Raw genomic sequence first — 17,055 nt, forward strand, 5'->3', positions numbered from 1 at the left:
CCGTCTTCGCAGGCTCTCGGGGCTGGTCGGTTTACCGGGAGCGTACGAGGGCCTCCAGGACCTCGTGGACGGTCTTCGAGGGGTGGCTGAGGGTAGCTTCCAGCGTGGGGTCGGTGACGTTGAACTCGCCATTGCGTGATGCGGCGAACATCGTCAAGGAGAAGTCCGCAGCTGGCCGCGGTATCCCGCCGGCGACTGCTGCGGAAGTCCACTCGTTGTCGTCCATAACAACTCGGGTGATGGTCCGGTCGGTGATGCGGCTGAGAATTTCGGCAACGTCGGCGAAGTCCAGCGTGTGGGGGGCTGTCAGCGGCGGTGTGATCCCTTCGAGTGCCCCCTCTTCAGTCAGAGCGACGGCCGCGGCTTCTGCCAGGTCCTCGTGGGCCGTCCAGGACACCAGGCCGTCCTGCGGCGCGGCGAGCGTGCCGGTCTCCAGCGCCGCGCCGATGTAGGAGCCCAGGGCGGAGGCGTAGAAGCCGTTGCGAAGGGCGGTGTAGGGGACTCCCTGCTGCTTGAGGTGCTCCTCGGTGGCCGCGTGGACCTTCTGCGGGGGGAAGCATGATGTGGGGGAGGCGGCTTGGTGGCTGGTGTACAGGATGCGTTGGGCGCCTGCTTCCCGTGCTGCGTCGATGGCGGCGGTGTTGGCGGCCAACGCGCCGCCACCCCGGATGGCCGCGGAGACGACCAGGACGCGCTCGGCGCCTTCGAAGGCGTGCCTCAGGCTGTCGGGTTCGGTGAAGTCTCCCGCCCGGACTCGGACGCCGCGCTCGGCGAGGTCGGCGGCTTTGCTCACGTCGCGCACACTGACGCCGATCCTCTCAGCCGGTACCCGCTCCAGCAGGCGGTTGACGATCAGCGCCCCGAGGTGGCCGGTGGCTCCCGTGACGATCAGCACTGGTGGCTCCCATCTGATGATGTTTCCAACGGAACGGAAATCACGGTAACACTGATACTTCCATTGGATGTAACCGCATGCGTTCATCCGGGAGACTGGCCCCATGTACCGGTTGCCTTGGGTAGGTTGTTCGGCCGAGGGTGGAGATATCAGCGATAGCATCGCCGGTCATGCGTGCGCGATATCATCGCCTCCATGGCACAGAACACACAGCGGCGAGACATCACCCGGGACCGCATCGTGAAGGCTGCGGCCGGCCTGCTGTGCGACCAGGGGCCGGCTGCGGTGACCACACGCCGCGTGGCCCACGAGGCCGGGCTGCAGCCCCCTGCTCTCTACCGCTTCTTCCAGGACAAGGACGACCTGCTCGACGCCGCCGCAGAGCATGTCTTCGCCGAACACGTGGCCGGCAAGCAGACCACCGCGCCCTCGGATGACCCTGTAGAAGATCTCCGAGCCGGATGGAACACGCAGATCAGCTTCGGCTTGGCCAACCCGTACGTCTACGGCCTGTTGCTCGATCCGGCCCGCGCACGCGACACCCCGGCACAAGCCAAGGGTGTGCTGATCCTTGCCGAGCGTGTGCACAGAATCGCCGCCGCCGGACGGCTTCGGGTGAGCGAGGAACGCGCCGTCAACCTCATCCGCTCGGCGGGCATCGGAACCGTCCACACCCTGCTGACCCTGCCACCAGGGCAAAGCGACCCGCACCTGGCCGACGCCGCCTTCGATGCGATCGCTCGCGCCATCCTCGTGGACCGGCCCGCTGTCCCCTCCCAGGACCCGGCGGCCGTCGTTGCGGCCTTCCGCACCCTCCTGCCCGAACTGCCCATTCTCAGCAAAGCCGAAGCCGCGCTTCTCGACGAGTGGCTGCAACGCTGATCGGACAGGGCTGTGGCGGAGAACCTGGCCGACCCGGAAGTCCGGACGTTCGCGCTCGTGCCGGACAGGCAGGGGATCGACTGAGCCGCTAGCGGCCGGTCACCAGGTCGGACGGGTCGGTGTTGGCGCCGCAGAGCAGGACGGCGATCCGCTCGCCGTCGGTGTCGGCCGCCGCGGCGAGGGCGGTGGCCGCGGCGTGCTCGACGGCGATCCGGCGCTCGTCCCAAAGGTCCTGCCGGGCCCGGATGATGGCGGTGTCCGGCACCAACACCGAACGCACTCCGTCCTGTTGGGCGGCATGCACGGCAAGTGCGGTTGCCCGGCGGGCGCCCAGGGAGTCCGAGGCCACCGACTCCACCGGGACGTCCACCGGACTCCCAGCCGCCAGCGCCGCGTTCAACGCCCGGCTGCCCGCCGGCTCCACCGCCACCACCCGGACCTTGTGCTCGCGCGCCGCAGCCGCCACCCCGGCGAACAGCCCGCCGCCGCCCACCGACACCACCACCGTGTCCAGGTCCGGGAGTTGGCCTCGGATCTCCTCCAGCACCGTCCCGGCCCCGGCCGCGATCAGCGGGTGGTCGTAGGCGTGCGAGGCCAACGCACCGCTCGCCGCCGCGAACTCCTCGCACGCGGCCAGCGCCTCCGCGTACTCGCCGCCCGCCAGCCGCACCTCGGCGCCGTAGGAGCGCAGCCGCGCCACCTTCACCGCCGGCGCCGTCTCCGGCAGGAACACCGTGGCCCGCACTCCGAGTTCGCGCGCCGCCCAGGCGCAGGCCAGGCCCGCGTTCCCACCCGACGCGATGGTCACCCCGGCGGCGGGCAGGGCGTCCGCCTCGGCGTGCGCGAGCAGGAAGTTCTGCGCGCCGCGCGCCTTGAAGCTCCCGGTGTGCTGCAGGTACTCCAGCGCCAGCCAGACCCGCCCGCCGTCGTCCCCCGGCGCCACCACCACCGGTCGCACCCGCCCCGCGATCCGCTCCCCGGCCGCCTTCACGTCGCTGTACGTCAGGTGGTCCACGCCGCTGCTCTCCTCCGCACCCGGGGGTGGAGGACGACCTCCACCGCGTCACCGCCGACGGTACGTGGTCACGGTGGGCGAGGAGAAGATCTCGACCGGCCGGACGCGGGGGCTTCGCGGACCCGACCGCGTACTGTGGCCCCCATGCGTCTCGTGATCCTTCCGCCGCCCGTCCGCTAGCGGGCGGCGTACTCCACGAATCCCAGCCCGGCGGCACTGCCGTCACCGGGCCGGTGGATGCCGCCCGCGCGACCGGCGGACCTCATCCAGTACCTCATCGTGGAGAACCGACGCATGACCGTTCATGCCGCCGTGCCGTTCCGGCACGGCCTGCTGTCCATCTCGGCTGCCGCCATCGCCTGGGGCGTGGGTGGCGCCGTGGCCGCGCTGCTGCTGCGCACCAGCGGGCTCGGCCCGGTGGCCGTCTGCTGCTGGCGCTTCGGTGTCGCGGCGTTCTGTCTCGCCCTGCTGCCGGGCGCCCGGCGCGGCGCCGCCGCGGGTTCGCGCCGGGCGACCGTACTCACCGGGCTCGGGCTGGCCGTCAGCCAGTGCGCCTACTTCGGCTCGGTGCAGTACGCGGGCCTCGGCCTCGGCACGCTGATCACCATCGGCGCGGGGCCGGTCCTGACCAGCCTGGGTGCCCATCTGCTGCTCGGCGAACGCCTCACCCCCCGGGCGTCGGCAGCCATCGCGCTCGCGCTGGGCGGGCTGGCGTTGCTGGTCGCCGCCCCGGCGGCCGGCCCGCGCCCGGCGCTCGGCGTCGCGCTGGCCGTGCTGGCGGGCGCGGGGCACAGCGGCCTCACCCTCTGGGCCCGCGGTGGCGGTTCGGCGCGGGCGACGACCGGTGCGTTCACCACCGGCCTGCTCTGCCTGCTGCCGCTTGCCGTGTCCGAGGGCGGGGTCCTGCCGGCCCAGGGTGATCCGGCCGTGACGACGGGCGCGCTGCTCTTCCTCGGCACCGTTCCGACCCTGCTCGCCTACCGCTGGTACTTCGCGGGCCTGGCCACCGTCCCGGGGGCGACGGCCTCCGTGCTGGTGCTGCTCGAACCGGCGACGGCCGCTCTGATCGCGACCGCCTTCCTCGGCGAGCCCCTCACTCCGGCCCTCCTGGCCGGCTCCGCCCTGCTGCTGGCCGCGATGGCCGCGCTGACCCGCGAAACCGGCTGAGCGGAGCGGCCCGCGCCCTCGCGGCATTGACGCGGGGGCGCGGGCCGCATCTGGCTAGGGCACCGGGCGGAGCGTGGGCGGCCGCGGGGCGAGGGTGCGGAGGACGAGGTCGATCCGGACGTGGGCGGCGCCCGCCCGCAGCAGGGCGGTGGAGATGGCCCGTAACTCCTCGGGGCCGGTGCAGGCGAGGCGGAGTTCGAGGTCGGCGTCCCCGGCCAGGGCGAGTCCGCTCTGCACGGCGGGGAACTCGGCTGCCAGCCGGTCGAAGTCGAGCGGGACGGGGCCGAAGCCGACCCGGGCGAGGGCGTGCAGGGACCGGGCTTCCTCGGGCTGCGGTGCGGCGGCGCCGGGGAGCAGGTGAAGGGCGCTCACCGGGGCTGGAGTTGGGCCGCCGGGGCGGGGGAGCAGGTACCGGGGACGGGTGGCGCCACCAGGCGCGGGTCCAGCATCAGGGTGTCGACGCCGAGCGGTGCGGCGAGCGCCCGCAGTGCGGGTTCGGCGAGTTCGGTGGACGCCTGGTCCGGGCCGAGCAGGGCGGTCAGGGCCCCGGCGGAGCTGAAGCCGACCGCGCAGCGGCGGCCGTCGCGTAGACGGAACAGGCGAAGGGCGGTGGTGCGTCCGGTGACGGTGACCGGGACGTGCCAGACGACGCGGGCCATGCGGGTGCTCCCGAGTGTGGAGGGGCCTGCCGGAACTGCTTCCTTGACGCTAGGCCGCCCCCGGCCCGCCGGGCGCCGTCCTGACGCGGTGTTGACCGAATGCGGCGCTGCGTTGACGGAGTCCTGACGCTCACCCGGCCATCCTTCCCTAAACATCCCTATCCTTCCCTCTTTCAGGGTTCTATATGGTAGTTTGCAGCTCAATAGAGCAGCTCAAGGAAGGTGGCGCGCGTGCCGCAGTACTACTCGGTGGAACAGGTGGCCGAGCTGCTGGGGCTGCATGTCCGTACCGTGCGCGGCTACGTCCGCGACGGCCGGCTGAAGGCGGCCCGGATCGGCAAGCAGTACCGGATCACCGAAGAGGACTTGGCGGCCTTCACCGGTACCCCGGCGACGCCCGCACCCGCCGTCGAGCCGGAGCTCCATGCCGAGGCCTCGACGATCGTGCAGGTCGACGGCATCGGTACCCGGGAGGCCGCTTGGCTCGCCAACACCGTGATGGCGGCGATTGCCGGCCCCCGCGAGGGCGGCAGGCCGCTCAAGCTCCAGACCGTCCACGACGAGGAGCGCTCGACACTCAAGGTGATCATCCTCGGGGGGCTGGCCGACACCGCCGAGCTGCTCGTCCTCATCAATGCGCTGACCAGGGAGAACCGTCATGTCTGAGCACTACGAGGCCACCGACACCGTCGAGCCCGCCGCGGCGGTGACCACCGGGGCGGAGGCCGTCGAGGTCGCCGGGGCCACCGTGCTGCGCCTGCCCGCCGAGGGCCCGGCGGTCCGCGGCGAGCGGGATGCGATGGACCTGATCGGCGACGCGATGGGCCGCGACGCCGTCTGGGTCGTCCTCCCGGTCGCCCGCCTCGGCGACGACTTCTTCCGGCTGAGCACCCGGATCGCCGGCGACATCGTGCAGAAGTTCGTCAACTACCGGATCGGCCTGGCCATCACCGGCGACATCGCCGGGCACCTGGCCGCCAGCAGCGCCCTGCGCGACTTCGTCTACGAGAGCAACGGCGGCAACCAGCTCTGGTTCGTCGCCGACGACGAGGAGTTCGGCGCCCGGCTCGCCCGGGGCTGACGTTCTTCCGCTTGCCCCGCGCCCGTCCCGGGACCACGGTGGAGCTGACCGCCGCCGACCCGGGCCGGGCGCCGGCGTGTGCTCCGGGGCGGGGGGTGGTGGAGCGGAGGGGCGATCACGAGATATCTTGACATCAAGACGTTGGAGACGTGAAGCGGAGTACCGATGACTGACTCGACCATCATCTATACGCACACCGACGAGGCGCCGGCCCTGGCAACGTATTCGTTCCTGCCTGTGGTCCAGGCCTACGCCTCGACGGCGGGCGTCCAGGTGGAGACTCGCGACATCTCCCTGGCCGGGCGGATCATCGCGAGCTTCCCGGAGCGTCTGGAGGAGGGCCAGCGGATCGAGGACGCCCTCGCCGAGCTGGGCGAGCTCGCCAAGACCCCGGGCGCCAACATCATCAAGCTGCCGAACATCTCGGCTTCCATCCCGCAGCTGAAGGCGGCCATCGCCGAGCTGCAGGCGCAGGGCTACGCGCTGCCGGACTACCCGGACGACCCGCAGACCGACGAGGACAAGGACGTCCGCGCCCGGTACGACAAGGTCAAGGGCAGCGCCGTCAACCCCGTCCTGCGTGAGGGCAACTCGGACCGCCGCGCCCCCGCGTCGGTCAAGAACTACGCCAAGACGCACCCGCACCGCATGGGCGCCTGGACGGCCGACTCCAAGACCAACGTCGCCACCATGGGACAGAACGACTTCCGTTCCACCGAGAAGTCCGCCGTGGTCGCCGCCGACGGCTCGCTCCGCATCGAGCTGGTGGGCGAGGACGGCACCACCACCGTGCTGCGCCCGTCGGTGCCGGTCCTGGCCGGCGAGGTCGTGGACGCCTCGGTGCTGCGCGTCGCCGCGCTGCGCGAGTTCCTGGCCGCGCAGGTCGCCCGTGCCAAGGCCGAGGGCGTGCTGTTCTCGGTGCACCTCAAGGCCACCATGATGAAGGTCTCCGACCCGATCATCTTCGGCCACGTGGTCCGCGCCTTCTTCCCGAAGACCTTCGCCAAGTACGGTGAGGCGCTCGTCGCCGCCGGCCTGAACCCGAACAACGGCCTCGGCGGCATCCTCGCCGGCCTGGACGGCGTGCCGCACCTGGGCGAGGAGATCAAGGCCTCGTTCGAGGCCGAGCTGGCCGAGGGCCCGGCCCTGGCCATGGTCGACTCCGACAAGGGCATCACCAACCTGCACGTGCCGTCCGACGTCATCGTCGACGCCTCGATGCCGGCCATGATCCGCACCTCCGGCCACATGTGGGGCCCGGACGGCAACGAGGCCGACACCCTGGCCGTGCTGCCGGACAGCAGCTACTCCGGCGTGTACCAGGCCGTCCTCGACGACTGCCGCGCCCACGGCGCCCTCGACCCGGCCACCATCGGCTCGGTGCCGAACGTCGGCCTGATGGCGCAGGCGGCCGAGGAGTACGGCAGCCACGACAAGACCTTCGAGATCCCGGCCGCCGGCACCGTCCGCCTGGTCGACACCGAGGGCAACGTGGTGCTGGAGCAGGCCGTCCAGGCCGGCGACATCTTCCGCGCCTGCCAGACCAAGGACCTGCCGATCCGCGACTGGGTCAAGCTGGCCGTCACCCGCGCCCGCGCCACCGGCAGCCCGGCCGTCTTCTGGCTGGACGAGGGCCGCGCGCACGACGCCGTCCTGATCGGGAAGGTCAAGGCGTACCTGCCGGAGCACGACACCGAGGGCCTGCAGATCGAGATCAAGACGCCGGTCGAGGCGACGAAGTTCTCGCTGGAGCGCATCCGCCGCGGTGAGGACACCATCTCCGTCACCGGCAACGTGCTGCGTGACTACCTGACCGACCTCTTCCCGATCCTGGAGCTGGGCACCAGCGCCAAGATGCTGTCGGTCGTCCCGCTGATGAACGGCGGCGGTCTGTTCGAGACCGGCGCCGGCGGCTCCGCCCCGAAGCACGTCCAGCAGCTGGTCAAGGAGAACTACCTGCGCTGGGACAGCCTGGGCGAGTTCTTCGCGCTGGCCGCCAGCTTCGAGCACCTGGCCCAGTCCACCGACAACGCCCGCGCCCAGGTGCTGGCCGACACGCTGGACCGCGCCACCGGCACCTTCCTCAACGAGGACAAGTCGCCGAGCCGCCGCCTCGGCGGCATCGACAACCGTGGCAGCCACTTCTACCTGGCCCTGTACTGGGCCCAGGAGCTGGCCCAGCAGACCGCCGACGCCGCCCTGGCCGAGGCGTTCGCCGGCCTGGCCAAGTCGCTGGCCGAGCAGGAGCAGGCCATCGTCGAGGAGCTCATCGCCGTCCAGGGCTCCCCGGTCGACCTCGGTGGCTACTACCAGCCCGACCCGGCCAAGGCCGCGGCCGCGATGCGCCCGTCGAAGACCTTCAACGACGCGCTGGCCAACCTCGGCTGAACACGGCCCAGTTGAACCGGGAGGCCCCGGGGTCCGATCAGGACCTCGGGGCCTCCCGGCGTCTGCACCCAGGACTGGACGACCAGTCGGCCGGCCACCGCCCCGGCAAGCGGTGCCGGTACGAGCGGGGTCAGTGCTCGCCGCCCGGGCGGGCGTGCCGGGGGAGCAGGAAGGCGACCAGGAAGGCGAGGGCCAGCAGGCCGGCGGTCAGGCCGAAGGTCCAGCCGGCGGCGTGCCGGAAGCCGTCCGAGCCGGCCCAGCCGAAGAACGCGGTGCCGAGCAGCGCGACGCCGATCGAGCCGCCGAGCTGCTGCTGGGCGTTGAGCACGCCGGAGGCCGAGCCGGTCTCGGAGTCCTCGACGCCGGCCAGGGCGATGTCGAAGAACGGTGCCATGATCAGGCCGAGGCCGAAGCCGGTGGCGGCCAGCCCGGGGATCAGCTCCCAGCTGGTCAGGCCGCCCGCCCAGTGGTCGACGGAGGCCCAGAGGCCGAGCGCGCCCGCGGCGGCGACGGCCATGCCCGCATGCAGGACGCGCCGGCCGAACCTGGGGGCGAGGAAGCCGCCGGAGAGGATCGCGCCGACCACGATGCCGAGCGAGAGCGGGATCATGGTGAGGCCGGAGTGCAGCGGGCTCCAGCCGAGGCCGAGCTGCAGGTAGAGGGTGAAGGTCAGCAGCAGGCCGGAGAGCGCGGCGAAGAAGACCAGCCCGGTGGCGAGCGCCGAGGTGAAGGCCCGCTTGGCGAAGAGCGAGGGCTCGATCAGCGGGGTGCCGCCGCGCCGCAGCACCCGGCGCTGGTGGACGGTGAAGAGCCACAGGACCGGCAGCGAGGCGGCCATGGCGAGGTAGGTCCAGAGCGGCCAGCCCAGCTCGCGTCCCTGCACCAGCGGGAAGACCAGCAGTAGGACGGCGGCGCTGAGTACCAGCACGCCGACCGGGTCGAGCCGGCCGGCGCCGGCGGTGCGGGTGGTGCGGTTGGCGGGCAGGATCCTGACGGCGGCGAGCACCACGAGCAGGCCGAGCGGCAGGTTGATCAGGAAGACCATCCGCCAGCCGGTGCCGAACAGGTCGGCGTCGGTGAGGTAGCCGCCCAGCGTCGGGCCGAGGACGGAGGAGAGTCCGAGGACCGGGCCGAAGAGGCCGAACGCGGCGCCCATCTCCTTCGGCGGGAACATCGCCTTGATCAGGCCGAGCCCCTGCGGGATCAGCAGGGCGGCGAAGACGCCCTGGACGGTGCGGGCGGCGATCAGGGTGCCCGGGCCGGTCGACACGGCGCATAGCACCGAGGCGAGCGTGAAGCCGGCCGCGCCGGCGACGAAGAGGTTCTTGCGGCCGAGGAGGTCGCCGAGCCGGCCGCCGGTGATCAGCAGGACGGCGAAGGCGAGCGTGTAGGAGGCGGAGATCCACTGGATCTGCGCGTCGCTGCCGCCGAAGTCGTGCTGGATGGCGGGGGAGGCGACGCCGACGATCGTGGTGTCGAGGAGGTCCATCACCTCGGCGGCCAGGATCACGGCGAGGGCGGCCCAGCGCAGCCGGTGGCCGGCCGGTTCGGGCTCGGCCGCGGTGGCGGCCGGGGGAGGGGCGGTCTGACTGGTCATGGGTGGGCTCTCCGGATGGTCAGAGCCGGACGAACGACGTTCGTCCGAACGAACACTGTTTTCTTGCGACGAACAGTGTTCTCCCATGGAACGGCGTTCGTGTCAAGTAGTGTGGGACCCGTCGACGACCACGAAGGAGCCCCCCATGACCAGTGCCGCCCCGCGTCCGAGCTGGTCGGCGCACTGGCAGGAGAAGGAGAAGGCGGCCTCCAGGCGCCAGCCGCTGAGCCGCGAACGGATCGTCGAGGCCGCCCTGCGGATCGTCGACACCGAGGGCATGGACGCGCTGAGCATGCGCCGGGTCGGCCAGGAGCTCGGCACCGGCGCCGCAAGCCTCTACGCCCACGTCGGCAACAAGGACGAGCTGGTCGAGCTCGTCCTCGACCTGGCGTACTCCGAGATCACCCTCGAACAGCCGGACCCGGCCGACTGGCAGGAGCAGCTCAAGCGGCTGATGCGCCGCTCGCGGGACGTGCTGCTCGGCCATCGCGACCTCGCCAAGGCCGCCGTGGTCGCCAACGTCCCGGTGACCCCGCACGCCATGGACATCGCCGACACCATGCTGGGCATCCTGCGCGCCGGCGGGCTGGACGAGCAGACCGCCGCGTACGGCGTGGACCTGCTCGGCCTGTACACCACCGCGACCACCTTCGAGGCCTCCACCCGGAGCGTCCATTCCGAGGCCGACGCCGACGCCTACACCGAGCGGGTGCGGGAGTACTTCAGCACGGTCCCGGCCGACCGCTACCCGATGATCACCTCGATGGCCGCCGCGCTCACCCGCAACGTCGGCGACGAGCGCTTCGACTTCGGCCTGGACATCCTGGTCGCCGGCCTCGCCCGGCAGGCCGCCCCCCGCGACTGACCCCGGGAACGACGGAACCCCCACCCGGGCGTCGGGTGGGGGTTCTTCGCGGCAACGGGGTGCTCGGGAGCGCGGGGCTCAGCCGGCGTCGGCCGCCGGCGCCGGGCGCTGGCCGCGCTTGTCCAGCGAGGCCAGGTACGCGTTGTACGCGGCCAGCTCGGCGTCACCGTTGCGGTCCTCGGCGCGGTCCCGGCGGCGGGACACCCGCTGCTCGGAGCGCATCCACTGGTAGACCAGCGCGATCAGCACGATCGCCGTCGGGATCTCGCCGAACGCCCAGGTGATGCCGCCGGCCAGCTTCTGGTCCGCCAGGAGGTCCGTCCCGGGCGGCGAGCCGGCCTCGGTGAAGGTGGTCACCAGCGAGTGGCTGGCCATCATCACCGCCACACCGAAGAAGGCGTGGAACGGCATCCCCATGAACAGCTCGATGATCCGCATCACGTGGCCGGGGCGGTTCGGGCCCGGGTCCACGCCCATGATCGGCCAGAAGAACGCCAGCCCGGCGGCCAGGAAGTGCACCATCATGAAGATGTGCCCGAGGCGGTACTGCATCAGGAAGTCGAACAGCGGGGTGAAGTACACCCCGTAGAGGCTCGCGATGAACAGCGGAATGGTGAACGCCGGGTGCGAGATCACCTTGACGTAGGTGCTGTGCAGCAGCGCCACCAGCAGCTCGCGCGGCCCGCGCGGGCGCCCCTTGCCGGCCGGGCGCAGGGCGCGCAGCGACAGCGTGATCGGCGCGCCGAGCAGCAGCAGGATCGGCGAGAGCATGGAGAGCACCATGTGCTGCATCATGTGTGCGCTGAACAGCACCATGCCGTAGTCGTTCAGCCCGGTGCAGGTGACCAGGATCACCGAGCCGACGCCCGCCACCCAGCCGACGGTCCGGCCGACCGGCCAGCGGTCGCCGCGCCGGTACAGCCGCACCACGCCCGTCCCGTACAGCGCCAGCGCGACCAGGCTGCCGATCAGGAACACCCAGTCGGGGGACCAGGTCATGACGTTGGAGAGGGAGAACGGCCCCAGCTCTGTCATCCCGCCGTGGTGGTGCATTCCTGACATTCCGTCGCCCATGGGCGGGTCCTGCTTTCCCTCGTCGCGGCCCCCAGGTGGGTCCGGTTCGCCCGTTTTGCTTGCGTCTACAGAGTAGGCGGGCCTTACCCCGGGGCTTCCCCCGGCCCCCGGCCCACGCAGGCCGGCCCCGGCCCACACCGGCCGGTGCCCGGCCTCCGGGGCCCCGCGGACCTTCCGGGCGGCCGCGGCTCAGGTGTCCGTCGTCGGGACGAGGGTGTTCTCGTTGGTGCGGCCGGCTCCGAAGTCCGCGATGTTGCGGGCGGTGGCGTCGACGATCTGGCCGACGGCGGTGCTGGTGAAGTAGGCCTGGTGGGAGGCGACCAGGACTTGGGGGAAGGGGTTGATCACGCTGGCTGTACGGTCCTCCGGCGCCGCGCTGCACTTCCTGCACAGGTTCCGGGTGGGCGATGTCGGATGAGTGCGTCATCGACCACCACGCGTGCCCGGGGTGCCGACCACCACCATTGGTCGGCACCCCGGGCGTCGTTGCGTCAGGTCGGGATCAGGGCAGGTGCCAGATCTGGTTGGCGGCCGCGGAGCAGTCCCACAGGATCAGCCGGGTGCCGGCGGGGCCGGCGCCCGAGTCGTCCAGGCACTTGTTGCTCTGCGGGTTCTTGAGGGTGCCGTCGGCCTGAGGCCGCCAGACCTGGTTTCCGGCGCCGCTCACACAGCCGTACAGCTGGATGGGGGTGTTGTTGCCGGGATCGGTGCCGGGGGCGGTCATGCATTTGCCGAGGGTGCGCAGGGTGCCGTCGGTGCCGACGGTCCACTGCTGGTTGGCAGCGGTGCTGCTGCAGCCCCAGACGACGATCGGGTTGCCGTCGGCGGTGCCGGCTCCGGAGTCGTCGACGCACAGGCCGTTGATGCCGGTGATGTGGCCGGTGCCGGTGTTCCGGTCCAGGCCGATCTGGACGGTGCCGAGGTGGCTGGCCGCCGTCGCAGGTGTGCCGGAGAGCCGGCTGAACGTCATGCCGGAGACCGGGGTCGAGACCCGCTGGACCAGGTAGGACTTGCCGGCCGTGGTCGGGAGGGTGAACTGGCCGGCGCTGGTGGGGCTGACGATGACGGTCGACTTGTCGTTGCCGTCGACGACCGACACGCTCTGGCCCGGCCAGGGGTTGCGGATGTTGATGCTGCCGGTGGAGCCGGCGCGGATGCCGACGGTGCCGATCACGCCGCCGTGGACCTGGACGGAGACGGTGCTGCCGCCGTGGATGTACTGGGTGCCGTCGGCGTCCCAGCCCTGCGGCAGGGCCGGGGCGATCCGCAGCAGGCCGTCGTAGTCCTGGACCAGCGCTTCGTTGATCGCGAGCGCGACGTTGGCGGCCTGCTCGATGTAGGGCTCGGTCCCGCCGGGCCTGGCCCACAGGTCGGCCAGGCCGGTGGGGTACGTCTGGTACTTCTGGGTGAGCGCGGTCAGGTCGGCCGCGACCCGGGCGGGCAGGCCGAGGCGGGCGGCGTGGACGGCGTCGAAGCTCCAGTCGTTCTGCTGGACGTTGACCCGGCTGTTGTAGGTGCGCTGGGCCACGGGCAGCAGCGGTGAGTTGTCGCCGATCAGGCCGTAGGGCCAGACGGCTTCGAGGTCGTCGTTCTCGGTGTTGTAGACCGTCGCGGTGGGCTGCGAGGACTGACCGAGGACGTCGGTGCCGGAGCCGTCGGCGGAGGCGGTGAGGTTCTGCCGGTGGGTCGCGGCGTCGGTGCGCGGGAAGTCGGGGATCTGCGGGATCGCGGCCTGCAGCTGGGTGACGAGCGAGGCGTCGGCGTTCAGGACCTGGGCGGCGGAGATCGTGGCGGGGAAGAGGGCCTTCATCGCGTCGATCATGTTGACCGGGTCCTGCACGTTCCACTGGTTCTCGTGGACGTTGGCCACCGCGTGCCGCTTGCCGTCGGCGCCGACCGTGGTGAAGGCCAGCAGGAACTGGGCGGCCTGCTGCATCAGCGGGTAGTTCGCCGTCAGGAAGGCCTTGTCACCGGTGGTCAGGTACTGCTGCCAGACCCAGAGTCCGATTTCGGCGCCGGTGGAGACCGTGGCACCGTTCCAGGTGGTCAGGGCCTGGTCGCAGGAGGCGTCGCCGAACGGGTCGCCGTCGTTCTGGAAGCCGTTGCCGTTGAAGCGCATGGTCTCCGGCACGCAGATCCCGGGCCGGTTTCCCATGTAGGTCCTGGTCCAGGCCTGGATGTTGGCCAGGTTGGAGGTGTAGAGGTTGTAGAGGCCGTTGTTGAGCTCGAACGCGCCGGCGCCGATGTTGGCGGCCACCTGTCCGCGGATGTTCCAGAACCAGTAGCCGGCCGGGTACCAGTTCTGGGTGTCCTGGGAGAAGTTGAAGAGGTCGGCGACTCCGGCCTGGGAGCCGGGCAGTGGCCCGCGGGACTCCTCGGCGGTGTAGAAGTAGTACAGGGTGCGCAGCTTCTCCAGGTAGTCGGCGGTGCCGTCCGCCGAGGAGAGCTTCACCAGTCCGAGCTTGCCCCAGTAGTTGTGCCACCAGGCCAGGTGCGGGGCCTGCAGGGTGGCGGAGCTCGCGCTCGCGTCCGAACCCAGCAGCGAGGCGGCGGTGGCGGCGGCGTTGCCGCCGGCCCAGCCCGGGCTGCCGACCAGGATCCGGAAGCTGCCGTCTGGGTTGGGGGTGAAGTTCACCTTCACGGTCTGCGCGTCGGCGACCGTGGCGGTGACGTTGCGCCCGCCGGCGGTGAGCGCGGCCAGCGAACCGAAGGTCCGGCCGGATCCGGTGGTGGCGTTGCTGTCGACCCAGGTCTCGGCCAGCGTCGCGACGCCACCGGAGGCCGTTGCGGCCGGGGTGCGTCCGGACCACAGGTTGACCGTGGCGGACTGGGCGGTGTTCGGGTCGGCGCCGGTCACGTCCACGACCAGCTCGTCCTTGTCGGCGCGGACGTAGATCGTCGCGCTCATCCCACCGCCGGACTCGCGCAGCACGCCGTCGTACGGGTCGACGGTGGCGGTGAAGTCGGCGGCGCTCGTGATCCGTGACAGGCCGGGAATCTGCAGCCAGCCGGGGGACTTGCGGCCGGGCAGGGTGTCGGCGCGGTTCAGCTGGGCGGTGAAGCCGTTGGCGGCCCAGACCGCGGCGCCGAGGGTGCCGTTGCCCAGTGGCATCGACTGGGTCGCCGCGGTGTTCGGACTGCCCAGGACGACGTTCGCCTCGCGGACGAGGCTCGCGGTGTCGACGGAGAACGCGCCGCTGGACCAGGCGGTGGTCGTGGCGGCGGCGGTCGCCGCGGCGGGGGACCAGGCGGCGGCGGTGGTGCCAAGGGCCAGGGCGACTATCGCTCTGGCCACCGGTGCACTTCGCATGGTGCGGCCTTTCGTGGGGTGGGTGGGGGAGTGATTCAGCGGTGGTGCGTAGGTCGGAGTCCCGTCGTCCGGTTCTCGCGGGTGGCTGCCGGCCTGGTTCTGGGGCCCGTCACGGTCAGCCCGTGGCGTGGTTGGCCCAGAGCGACGGGTCGTCGACGTTCTCCTTGGTGACCAGGGGGGCGGGGAGCTGGTCCTCCAGTCCGTTGGGCAGGGAGATGATGGTCGACTGGTGGTCGGTGGGCCCGGGCTGGAAGGTCTTGCCCTCGGCGGCGGCCTTGGCGTAGTACAGGGCGTACTTGGCGTAGAGGTCGGCGGGCTGGGAGACGGTCGCGTCGATGTCGCCCTTGCGGATGGCATCGAGCTCGGCGGGGATGCCGTCGTTGGAGACGATGGCGATGTGGCCGGGCTGGCCGGCGGGCTTGAGCAGGCCCTTCTGCTGGAGCAGGGCGAGGGTGGGCTGCAGGAAGACGCCGCCGGCCTGCAGGTAGATGCCGTTCAGGTCCCGGTTCGCTGCGAGGGTGGACTGGAGCTTGTCGGAGGCGACGTCGGCCTTCCAGTCGGTGGGCAGCGCGATCACCTGGATACCGGGGAAGTTGCGTTTCATGCAGGCGGCGAACCCCTCGGAGCGTTCGTATCCGTTGATGGAGCTCAGTGCGCCCTGGAGCTCGGCCACCTTGCCCTTGCCGCCGAGCTGCTTGCCGAGGAACTCGCAGGCCTTGGTGCCGTACGAGCGGTTGTCGGCGCGGACCACCATGTAGACGCTGCCGTGCTCCGGTTCGGTGTCCACGCTGATCGCGTGGATGTCGGCACGGAACAGCTCGGAGAGTGTCGACTCGGTGGCCATGGTGTTCTGCGGCGCCATGACGATGGACTTGGGATGCCGGGTGGCCAGCGAGTGGACGTTGGCGGTGAACGTCGCCTCGTCGCCGTCCGAACGGGTCGGGGGCAGGACACTCAGCTGCTGGCCGTTGATCTCTTGCTGGAGGTACTTCGCGTACGCCTTCCAGAAGTCGGAGTCGGCACGGGGGATGTCGATGCCGATCTGTGGGCGGGAGTTGCCGGGGGCATCAGTGACCCCGCAAGCGGTGAGGCAGCCGGCGAGCAACACGGCGATGCAGCCCGTGCAGGTGGTCCGGATGGTTCGGCTCTTCATGTGTCAGACCGTCCTGAGCGGTGGGGGTCATGCGCACCGAGGGGGAGGGGAACGGATGTGCGGGACTCGGCACGTCGCCGTCAGGCGATGGAGTCGAGGTCCAGGGAGTCGGTGCCGGCGGCCAGCCAGTCCTCGACGGCTGCGACGTGCACGGTGCTGGCACTCGCGGCCAGGACGGCATCGCGGTTGACCAGGGCCCGCCAGATGGCCTCGTGTTCGCGGTGGGCCTGGTCGCGGGCGGGGGTGTTGTGCGTACCGCGCACGATGCGCAGCCGCTGGGTGTGGGTGGAGAGGATGCCGAGCAGGGTGGACAGCACGGGGTTGCCGACGGCATCGGCAACGGTGCGGTGAAACTCGATGTCCAGGTCGATGAACTCCTCGATGCCGGTGGCCGCGGCGCTCCGGTCGAGGACGGCCCGCAGCGTTCGCAGGTGTTCGTCGGTGAGCAGGCCGGCGGCGAGGGCGGTGGCCTGTGGCTCCAGCAGGCGCCGTACCTGGAGGAGTTGCCGGGCCGTGTGCCCGTGGGAGACGTCGGCGGCGAAGGCCATGGCTTCCAGCAGGAGGTGGGGTTCCAGGCCGGATACGTACGTGCCGTCGCCCTGCCTGGGGACGAGGATCCGCATCGCGGTGAGCGCCCGGACGGCCTCGCGCAGCGAGTTGCGCGACAGCCCGAGCTGGTCGGCGAGATCGGCCTCGTTGGGGAGTCTCGCGCCGGGAGGCAGGGCGCCGGAGACGATCATCTCCTTGATCTTCTCGATGGCCTGGTCGGTCACCGCCATGGGTGTTCGCCTCCTGCGTGAGGGCCTGGAAGTGGTGGTCGGTCGAGGGGCGGGGAAGGGGAGGCCGAAGCGGGGGGGGGGGGGTGGGGGGGGGGGGGGGGGGCGCCTTTTTGGTGCCCCCGGCCCTGGTACCCCCCCCCCCTCTTCTCTCCCCCCGAGAAAAAGGAAGGGGGAGAAGATCGAACGAACG

Annotated in this window: 15 protein-coding genes and 1 pseudogene; 6 read left to right on the forward strand and 10 right to left on the reverse strand. The window is 71.3% G+C overall.

Going from position 1 to position 17,055, the window contains the following annotated elements; all coding sequences use genetic code 11:
- Window positions 1–31: 31 nt before the first annotated feature.
- Entirely contained in the window at window positions 32–895 is an 864-nt protein-coding gene (locus tag ACZ6NC_RS08010) for an NmrA family NAD(P)-binding protein (RefSeq protein ID WP_465730123.1), read from the reverse strand.
- A gap of 195 nt (window positions 896–1,090) precedes the next feature.
- Between ACZ6NC_RS08010 and ACZ6NC_RS08015 the strand changes: the two genes are divergently transcribed.
- Window positions 1,091–1,777 carry a TetR/AcrR family transcriptional regulator gene (locus ACZ6NC_RS08015; RefSeq protein ID WP_465730125.1) on the forward strand — a complete coding sequence of 229 codons (687 nt, stop codon included), beginning with the start codon at window positions 1,091–1,093 and terminating at the stop codon, window positions 1,775–1,777.
- 88 nt (window positions 1,778–1,865) lie between these two features.
- Here ACZ6NC_RS08015 and ACZ6NC_RS08020 read toward each other — a convergent pair whose 3' ends face one another.
- Window positions 1,866–2,792: a serine/threonine dehydratase gene (locus tag ACZ6NC_RS08020; protein WP_465730127.1), complete on the reverse strand. Its 927-nt coding sequence runs from the start codon at window positions 2,790–2,792 to the stop codon at window positions 1,866–1,868.
- Window positions 2,793–3,086: 294 nt separating this feature from the next.
- On the opposite strand from ACZ6NC_RS08020, the gene ACZ6NC_RS08025 reads away from it, so the two are divergent.
- On the forward strand, window positions 3,087–3,959 hold the full coding sequence (locus ACZ6NC_RS08025) for a DMT family transporter (RefSeq protein WP_465730129.1): 873 nt from the start codon (window positions 3,087–3,089) through the stop codon (window positions 3,957–3,959).
- A 54-nt stretch (window positions 3,960–4,013) separates the two neighbouring features.
- Here ACZ6NC_RS08025 and ACZ6NC_RS08030 read toward each other — a convergent pair whose 3' ends face one another.
- Both ACZ6NC_RS08030 and ACZ6NC_RS08035 read right to left on the reverse strand, forming a co-directional pair.
- Window positions 4,014–4,331, reverse strand: a complete 318-nt coding sequence (locus ACZ6NC_RS08030) for a hypothetical protein (RefSeq protein ID WP_465730131.1) — start codon at window positions 4,329–4,331, stop codon at window positions 4,014–4,016.
- On the reverse strand, window positions 4,328–4,618 hold the full coding sequence (locus ACZ6NC_RS08035) for an SAV_915 family protein (protein WP_465730133.1): 291 nt from the start codon (window positions 4,616–4,618) through the stop codon (window positions 4,328–4,330). Before ACZ6NC_RS08035 ends, ACZ6NC_RS08030 begins: the two co-directional genes overlap by 4 nt.
- Window positions 4,619–4,849: 231 nt before the next feature.
- Here ACZ6NC_RS08035 and ACZ6NC_RS08040 point away from each other — a divergent pair, with 231 nt between their 5' ends.
- The 3 genes from ACZ6NC_RS08040 (at window position 4,850) to ACZ6NC_RS08050 (ending at window position 8,087) form a co-directional block, all read left to right on the forward strand.
- Window positions 4,850–5,284: a helix-turn-helix domain-containing protein gene (locus tag ACZ6NC_RS08040; RefSeq protein ID WP_465730135.1), complete on the forward strand. Its 435-nt coding sequence runs from the start codon at window positions 4,850–4,852 to the stop codon at window positions 5,282–5,284.
- Complete coding sequence (locus ACZ6NC_RS08045; protein ID WP_465730137.1) at window positions 5,277–5,699, forward strand: DUF4180 domain-containing protein; 423 nt, start codon at window positions 5,277–5,279, stop codon at window positions 5,697–5,699. Before ACZ6NC_RS08040 ends, ACZ6NC_RS08045 begins: the two co-directional genes overlap by 8 nt.
- 165 nt (window positions 5,700–5,864) lie before the next feature.
- Complete coding sequence (locus ACZ6NC_RS08050; protein ID WP_465730139.1) at window positions 5,865–8,087, forward strand: NADP-dependent isocitrate dehydrogenase; 2,223 nt, start codon at window positions 5,865–5,867, stop codon at window positions 8,085–8,087.
- Window positions 8,088–8,217: 130 nt separating this feature from the next.
- Here ACZ6NC_RS08050 and ACZ6NC_RS08055 read toward each other — a convergent pair whose 3' ends face one another.
- Entirely contained in the window at window positions 8,218–9,684 is a 1,467-nt protein-coding gene (locus ACZ6NC_RS08055; protein ID WP_465730141.1) for an MFS transporter, read from the reverse strand.
- Between the two features lie 145 nt (window positions 9,685–9,829).
- On the opposite strand from ACZ6NC_RS08055, the gene ACZ6NC_RS08060 reads away from it, so the two are divergent.
- Window positions 9,830–10,549, forward strand: a complete 720-nt coding sequence (locus ACZ6NC_RS08060; RefSeq protein WP_465730142.1) for a TetR/AcrR family transcriptional regulator — start codon at window positions 9,830–9,832, stop codon at window positions 10,547–10,549.
- Between the two features lie 78 nt (window positions 10,550–10,627).
- Here the strand turns inward: ACZ6NC_RS08060 and ACZ6NC_RS08065 are convergent, their stop codons facing one another.
- From ACZ6NC_RS08065 to ACZ6NC_RS08085, 5 genes and pseudogenes are all read right to left on the reverse strand, one after another.
- Complete coding sequence (locus ACZ6NC_RS08065; RefSeq protein WP_465730234.1) at window positions 10,628–11,602, reverse strand: cytochrome c oxidase assembly protein; 975 nt, start codon at window positions 11,600–11,602, stop codon at window positions 10,628–10,630.
- A 210-nt stretch (window positions 11,603–11,812) separates the two neighbouring features.
- Window positions 11,813–11,959: pseudogene (locus tag ACZ6NC_RS08070) on the reverse strand (2-hydroxyacid dehydrogenase); the annotation flags it as partial.
- A 166-nt stretch (window positions 11,960–12,125) separates the two neighbouring features.
- Window positions 12,126–14,918 (reverse strand): ricin-type beta-trefoil lectin domain protein, encoded by a 2,793-nt coding sequence (locus tag ACZ6NC_RS08075; RefSeq protein ID WP_465730143.1) that lies wholly within the window; start codon window positions 14,916–14,918, stop codon window positions 12,126–12,128.
- 130 nt (window positions 14,919–15,048) lie between these two features.
- Window positions 15,049–16,086 (reverse strand): sugar ABC transporter substrate-binding protein, encoded by a 1,038-nt coding sequence (locus ACZ6NC_RS08080; RefSeq protein ID WP_465730145.1) that lies wholly within the window; start codon window positions 16,084–16,086, stop codon window positions 15,049–15,051.
- Between the two features lie 80 nt (window positions 16,087–16,166).
- Complete coding sequence (locus ACZ6NC_RS08085; RefSeq protein ID WP_465730147.1) at window positions 16,167–16,865, reverse strand: FadR/GntR family transcriptional regulator; 699 nt, start codon at window positions 16,863–16,865, stop codon at window positions 16,167–16,169.
- Window positions 16,866–17,055 lie beyond the last annotated feature (190 nt).

The sequence above is a fragment of the Kitasatospora sp. NPDC041988 genome (genome assembly GCF_055588525.1).

What these genes read in the sequence shown, in the direction of transcription:
- ACZ6NC_RS08055 (WP_465730141.1), bottom strand. Translation starts at nt 9,684, where the DNA reads ATGACCAGTCAGACCGCCCCTCCCCCGGCCGCCACCGCGGCCGAGCCC.
- ACZ6NC_RS08065 (WP_465730234.1), bottom strand. Translation starts at nt 11,602, where the DNA reads ATGCACCACCACGGCGGGATGACAGAGCTGGGGCCGTTCTCCCTCTCC.
- ACZ6NC_RS08025 (WP_465730129.1), top strand. Translation starts at nt 3,087, where the DNA reads ATGACCGTTCATGCCGCCGTGCCGTTCCGGCACGGCCTGCTGTCCATC.
- ACZ6NC_RS08060 (WP_465730142.1), top strand. Translation starts at nt 9,830, where the DNA reads ATGACCAGTGCCGCCCCGCGTCCGAGCTGGTCGGCGCACTGGCAGGAG.
- ACZ6NC_RS08085 (WP_465730147.1), bottom strand. Translation starts at nt 16,865, where the DNA reads ATGGCGGTGACCGACCAGGCCATCGAGAAGATCAAGGAGATGATCGTC.
- ACZ6NC_RS08080 (WP_465730145.1), bottom strand. Translation starts at nt 16,086, where the DNA reads ATGAAGAGCCGAACCATCCGGACCACCTGCACGGGCTGCATCGCCGTG.
- ACZ6NC_RS08050 (WP_465730139.1), top strand. Translation starts at nt 5,865, where the DNA reads ATGACTGACTCGACCATCATCTATACGCACACCGACGAGGCGCCGGCC.
- ACZ6NC_RS08035 (WP_465730133.1), bottom strand. Translation starts at nt 4,618, where the DNA reads ATGGCCCGCGTCGTCTGGCACGTCCCGGTCACCGTCACCGGACGCACC.
- ACZ6NC_RS08015 (WP_465730125.1), top strand. Translation starts at nt 1,091, where the DNA reads ATGGCACAGAACACACAGCGGCGAGACATCACCCGGGACCGCATCGTG.
- ACZ6NC_RS08045 (WP_465730137.1), top strand. Translation starts at nt 5,277, where the DNA reads ATGTCTGAGCACTACGAGGCCACCGACACCGTCGAGCCCGCCGCGGCG.